Here is a 4,837-nt window from a genome sequence, read left to right on the forward strand (position 1 = left end):
GATGAATCCGCTCCCGCCTCCTCTTCCAACAGCGCCCCCGCGCAGCGATGTCTCGACCGGCGTCGGGCTGGCGGGTCTGGCAGGGCTTGCCCTGTGGATCGCCTTCTGCCGCTCCTATCCCGAGATCGCGGAGGCCCTCGGCCTCGGCGGCGGGCTGTCGGGAGGACGTGGCGTTCTTTCAGGGCCTTACGCGGCGCTCACCGCGATGCTCTTCACCGCGTTGCCGATGGCGGCGTGGTCGGTGCTGGTCGACAAGGTGCACCTGCGGCCCTCGACCGGTATCGACTGGAGCCTCAAGCGTCCCTGGCCCGAGGTCATGCCGGTCGCGGTCATCAAGCTGGTCGGCCTGTGGTCGACATGGGCGCTGCTCGCCGCCTTCTACGCGCTGGGGCGCTGGTACTGGACGGGCAGTTACCTCTTCGCGATGGAGGTGCTGAGCATCGCCATCTTCCCGCTGGTGGTGCTGTCGGTGCCCTATGTCATCTGGCTCGACCGCTACCTCGTGAACCCGCGCGACGGGTGTTTCCATTTCGGCGCCTTCGTGGCCGGGGGCGGCATCGCGGGGCGTGACCAATGGGACAGCGCCGCCATCGCCAAGCACTGGCGCGCCTGGGCGATCAAGGGCTTCTTCGGGGCCTTCATGATCTCGATCCTCCCTCCCGGCTTCGCGCAGGTGGTGGAGGCGAGCCCGGCGGAGCTGATCGCCGATCCGGTCGAATTCGTGATGCTGCTGGTGACGCTTCTGTTCCTCGTCGACGTGCAGATCGGCACCGTCGGCTACCTGCTGACGCTGCGCCCGCTCGATTCGCACATCCGCTCGGGCAACCCCTTCCTCGCCGGCTGGCTCGCCGCGCTATTGTGCTATCCGCCCTTCGTGTGGGGGATCATCGGCCCGGACAACCAGGTGCTGAGCTACGAATATGCCACCCCGGGCTGGGCGCACTGGTTAGCCGGGAGCACCGCGCTGCTGTGGGCCTGGGGCGGGCTGCTGGTGTTCCTGACAGGCATCTATGCCTGGGCGACGGTGGTGTTCGGCATCCGTTTTTCGAACCTCACCTATCGCGGCGTGCTGACCAATGGCCCCTATCGCTTCACCCGCCACCCGGCCTACCTGTCAAAGAACCTGTTCTGGTGGGCGAGCGTTCTGCCCTTCCTGGTGACCGGCGAGGGCTGGCTCGAACCCTTGCGCAACTGCGTCTTCCTGCTCGCGGTCAACGCCATCTACTACTGGCGCGCGCGCACCGAGGAGGCGCATCTGCTCGCCGAGGATCCCAAATACCGTGAGTATCACGCGTGGATGGAGGAGCACGGGCTGATCACCGCGCCGCTCGCGCGGTTGAAGCGCCGCCTGCTGGGAGCTGGCACCCCCCGCCGCGAAGACCCGCAGGCCTTCCCGGCGGAGTAGGCTACATCACCGGCGCGCCTTCGTCGGTGTGGAACTTGAGCGCCTCGACCACCTTGAAGTCGAGCCCCGCGATGGCCGCCCCGAAGGCCGCCATGTGCGGGGTGGCGAAGTGGGCCGCGAGCGCCGCCTCGTCCTGCCACTTCTCGACGATGTGGATCACGCCCGGCTGCAGCAGGTCCTGCGTGAAGGCATAGGCGATGCAGCCCTCCTCGGCATTGGAGGCCGCGACCATGTCGGCAATCGCCGCCATAGCGGGTTCCAGCGCGCCTTCGCCCACTTGCGCCTTGGCCAATACGATCAGCATGGTGGTCTCTCCCCCCGTCAGAATGATTGCTCGTAGACGCGGGAGATGTCCCCGTTCCACTCGCCGTGATAGGCATCGAGCAGGCGCTGGGCCGGCACCTTGCCGCTGGCTACGATCTCGTCCAGTGTCTCGAGATAGCCGGTCTCGTTGTCGCCAGCCGCATTGAGCCGCGCGCGGGCCTTGAGCCCGGCGTGGGCGATCTTCAGAACTTCGCGCCCGAGATCCTGCAAGGTGCCGCCATCGGGCGACTTCGTGGCGAGCGCCAGGCGCGGCACTTCATTGCGCAGGCGCTCGCGCTCTTCCATCGACCAGCCCTTGACGAGATCCCACGCCGCATCGAGCGCGCCCTGATCATAGAGCAGCCCGACCCAGAAGGCGGGGAGCGCGCAGATGCGGCTCCACGGGCCGCCATCGGCGCCGCGCATTTCGAGGAAGGACTTCAGCCGCACCTCGGGGAAGGCGGTCGAAAGGTGGTCCCACCAGTCGCTCTGCGTCGGCCGCTCACCGGGCAGCACGCTGAGCTTGCCATCGAGGAAATCGCGGAAAGACAGGCCCGCCGCGTCGATATATTTCCCGTCGCGGAAGACGAAATACATCGGCACGTCGAGCATGTAGCGCGCCCAGCGTTCGTAGCCGAAGCCGTCCTCGAAGACGAAGGGCAGCATGCCGGTGCGCGCCGGATCGGTGTCCGACCAGATGTGCGAGCGGTAGGAGAGGAAGCCGTTGGGCTTGCCTTCGGTGAAGGGCGAATTGGCGAACAGCGCGGTCGCCAGCGGTTGCAACGCGAGGCTGGTGCGGAACTTCTTCACCATATCTGCCTCGGACTGGTAGTCCAGATTAACCTGAATGGTACAGGTGCGCAGCATCATGTCGAGGCCCATGCTGCCGACGCGCGGCATGTGGCGCAGCATGATGTCATAGCGGCCCTTGGGCATGATCGGCAGTTCTTCGCGGGTCTTGTCGGGCCACATGCCAAGGCCAAGGTAGCCGACGCCGCACTTCTCGCCGACTTCCTTGACCTGCACCAGATGCCGTCCGGTCTCGGCACAGGTCTGGTGGAGGTTTTCCAGCGGCGCGCCCGACAGTTCGAGCTGGCCGGCAGGCTCGAGGCTGACCGCGCCGTCCTCGCCCTTCAAGGCGATGACGTTGCCGCCCTCCTCGACCGGCTGCCAGCCGAATTTCTCGAGCCCGCCGAGCAGGTCACGGATGCCGCAGGGCTCGTCATAGGATGGCGCGCGGTGGTCTGACCGCTTGTAGACGAGCTTCTCGTGCTCGGTGCCGATGCGCCAATCTTCGGGCGGCTTTTCGCCCTTGATCATCGGCGCGACCAGCTGGTCGAGGCTTTCGATCACCGGATCATCGGCAGTGGAAGCTTCGCGTGTGCTCATGGCAGGCCCTCTCTGGCCGGTTGCTTTAGAAAACGGGTTTGACGGTGGGAAGGCAAATTCGCCTTTGCGCTGCCCAACGCGAATTGTCTTGCGGGAATATGACGGACGCCGGCCGGCTACCAGTCGCCGGCGGTTGCCATCCATACGCCGAGCGCGGCGATCGCGGCGGTCTCCCCCCTGAGAATGCGCGGGCCGAGAGTGATGGGGCGCGCGGCGGTGTGGGCGCGGATTGCGGCACGCTCGGCCTCGTCGAAGCCGCCTTCGGGACCGGTGAGGATCGCGGCGGGGGAGCCCTTGTGGGCGGTGAAGGCCTGCGCGGCGGGTTCGCCCCCGTTCTCGTCGGCGAAGAACAGCGCGCGGCTCTCGGGCCAGCTTGCGAGCAGCGCATCGAGCTTCACCGGCTCGGCCAGCTGGGGCAGCGCGGTGCGGGCGCATTGCTCGGCGGCTTCGGTGGTGATCGCGCTGGCACGCTCGAGGTTGAGCTTGTCAGCGACGCAGCGGCGGGTGAGCAGCGGCTGGATGCGCGCGGCGCCCAATTCGGTCGCCTTCTCGAGCACAAGATCGAAGCGGTCCTTCTTTAGCAGGCCCGCGCACAGCCACAGATCGGGCACCGCCTCGCGCGTCCGGAGCCGGTCTGCAACCTCCAGCACCACGTCGCGCTTGCCCGCGTCGACCACCCGCGCGGCCCATTCGCCGGTCATATCATCGCACAGGATAACGATGTCGCCGGGCGCCACGCGCATCACGCGGGCAAGGTAATGGGCCGGGTTCCCCTCGATCCGCACAGATGCGCCCGCGGCGAGGGGCTCGGTGACGAACAGGCGCGGGGCGCTTTTCGGGGGCCATGCAGGGGTGGCGGGCATGGCTTTGCACTAGGCGCGAGGGCCGCTAGGGAGCAAGCCATGTCCGCGCGCACCGCACAATTCCTGATCGCCGCCGTGTTCCTGATGCTGGGCGGCTGGGCGCTGTTCGCTCCCGGCAACGCCATCGCGCTGGCGATCACCGAAGCCTATCGTGACAACAGCTTCTTCGCGCGGTTCGCGGTCGCCTGCTTCGGTGCGCAGGCGGTGCTGTTCGGGCTGATGGCGCTGGCGGTGCGCTGGAGCGCGCGCAGCTTTGCCGTCTTCGCGGTGCTGCTGTTGCCGTTCTTCGGCTTCAACTACTGGTTCCATTGTCAGGTGCCGGTGCTGACCAGCATCGGGATGCTCGATTTCGCGGGCAATGTGACGATGCTCGTGCTGGCGATTCTCGGCTGGCGTGCGGCGCGGGCGGAGGAGCTGGCGTGAGCGAAGGAATCGTCCCCGACAGCGAACATCGTGGCCTCGTCGCGCGCCTGCCGCAGCTTCCGCGCGATCTTGCGCTGCTGGCGCGGTTCGACCGGCCGATCGGGTGGTGGCTGTTGTTCTGGCCCTGCGTCTTTGCCGTCTGGCTGGCGGGGGCGGGGCCGCAGCTCGCGCTGCTCGGCTGGCTTTTGCTCGGCTCGATCGCCATGCGCGGGGCGGGGTGCGTCTACAACGACATCGTCGATGCCGATCTTGACGCAAAGGTCGCGCGCACCGCGTTGCGCCCCGTGGCGAGCGGGCGGGTCTCCAAGAAACTCGCTTGGGGCTGGCTGCTGGCGCTGTGCCTCGTCGGCCTCGTGGTGCTGCTGCAACTGCGGCTGGAGGCGCAAGTCGTGGCGCTCGGCAGCCTTGCGCTGGTCGCCGCCTATCCCTTCATGAAGCGCATCACCTGGTGGCC

Annotated in this window: 6 protein-coding genes; 3 read left to right on the forward strand and 3 right to left on the reverse strand. The window is 67.4% G+C overall.

Annotated elements, in window-relative coordinates; all coding sequences use genetic code 11:
• Position 1: 1 nt before the first annotated feature.
• A complete protein-coding gene (locus NBV68_RS17680; RefSeq protein WP_296312430.1) occupies positions 2 to 1,405 on the forward strand; it encodes a DUF1295 domain-containing protein in 1,404 nt (467 codons plus the stop codon).
• A gap of 1 nt (position 1,406) precedes the next feature.
• Here NBV68_RS17680 and NBV68_RS17685 read toward each other — a convergent pair whose 3' ends face one another.
• The 3 genes from NBV68_RS17685 to NBV68_RS17695 form a co-directional block, all read right to left on the reverse strand.
• The gene (locus NBV68_RS17685) at positions 1,407 to 1,709 is read right to left on the reverse strand and encodes a putative quinol monooxygenase (RefSeq protein ID WP_296312433.1); all 303 of its coding nucleotides are present in this window, start codon (positions 1,707 to 1,709) and stop codon (positions 1,407 to 1,409) included.
• A gap of 17 nt (positions 1,710 to 1,726) precedes the next feature.
• Entirely contained in the window at positions 1,727 to 3,097 is a 1,371-nt protein-coding gene (locus tag NBV68_RS17690; protein WP_296312435.1) for a glutamate--cysteine ligase, read from the reverse strand.
• Between the two features lie 116 nt (positions 3,098 to 3,213).
• Positions 3,214 to 3,960, reverse strand: coding sequence for a 16S rRNA (uracil(1498)-N(3))-methyltransferase (locus tag NBV68_RS17695; RefSeq protein WP_296312437.1), 747 nt, complete (start codon positions 3,958 to 3,960; stop codon positions 3,214 to 3,216).
• Positions 3,961 to 3,999: 39 nt separating this feature from the next.
• On the opposite strand from NBV68_RS17695, the gene NBV68_RS17700 reads away from it, so the two are divergent.
• Both NBV68_RS17700 and NBV68_RS17705 read left to right on the forward strand, forming a co-directional pair.
• Positions 4,000 to 4,383, forward strand: coding sequence for a hypothetical protein (locus tag NBV68_RS17700; protein ID WP_296312440.1), 384 nt, complete (start codon positions 4,000 to 4,002; stop codon positions 4,381 to 4,383).
• A partial coding sequence (locus NBV68_RS17705; RefSeq protein ID WP_296312442.1) for a UbiA family prenyltransferase occupies positions 4,380 to 4,837 on the forward strand: 458 nt, incomplete at its 3' end. The genes NBV68_RS17700 and NBV68_RS17705, both read left to right, overlap by 4 nt.

This window comes from Erythrobacter sp. (genome assembly GCF_023653175.1).
Taxonomy (GTDB): Bacteria; Pseudomonadota; Alphaproteobacteria; order Sphingomonadales; family Sphingomonadaceae; genus Erythrobacter.

What these genes read in the sequence shown, in the direction of transcription:
- NBV68_RS17680 (WP_296312430.1), top strand. Translation starts at nt 2, where the DNA reads ATGAATCCGCTCCCGCCTCCTCTTCCAACAGCGCCCCCGCGCAGCGAT.
- NBV68_RS17685 (WP_296312433.1), bottom strand. Translation starts at nt 1,709, where the DNA reads ATGCTGATCGTATTGGCCAAGGCGCAAGTGGGCGAAGGCGCGCTGGAA.
- NBV68_RS17690 (WP_296312435.1), bottom strand. Translation starts at nt 3,097, where the DNA reads ATGAGCACACGCGAAGCTTCCACTGCCGATGATCCGGTGATCGAAAGC.
- NBV68_RS17695 (WP_296312437.1), bottom strand. Translation starts at nt 3,960, where the DNA reads ATGCCCGCCACCCCTGCATGGCCCCCGAAAAGCGCCCCGCGCCTGTTC.
- NBV68_RS17700 (WP_296312440.1), top strand. Translation starts at nt 4,000, where the DNA reads ATGTCCGCGCGCACCGCACAATTCCTGATCGCCGCCGTGTTCCTGATG.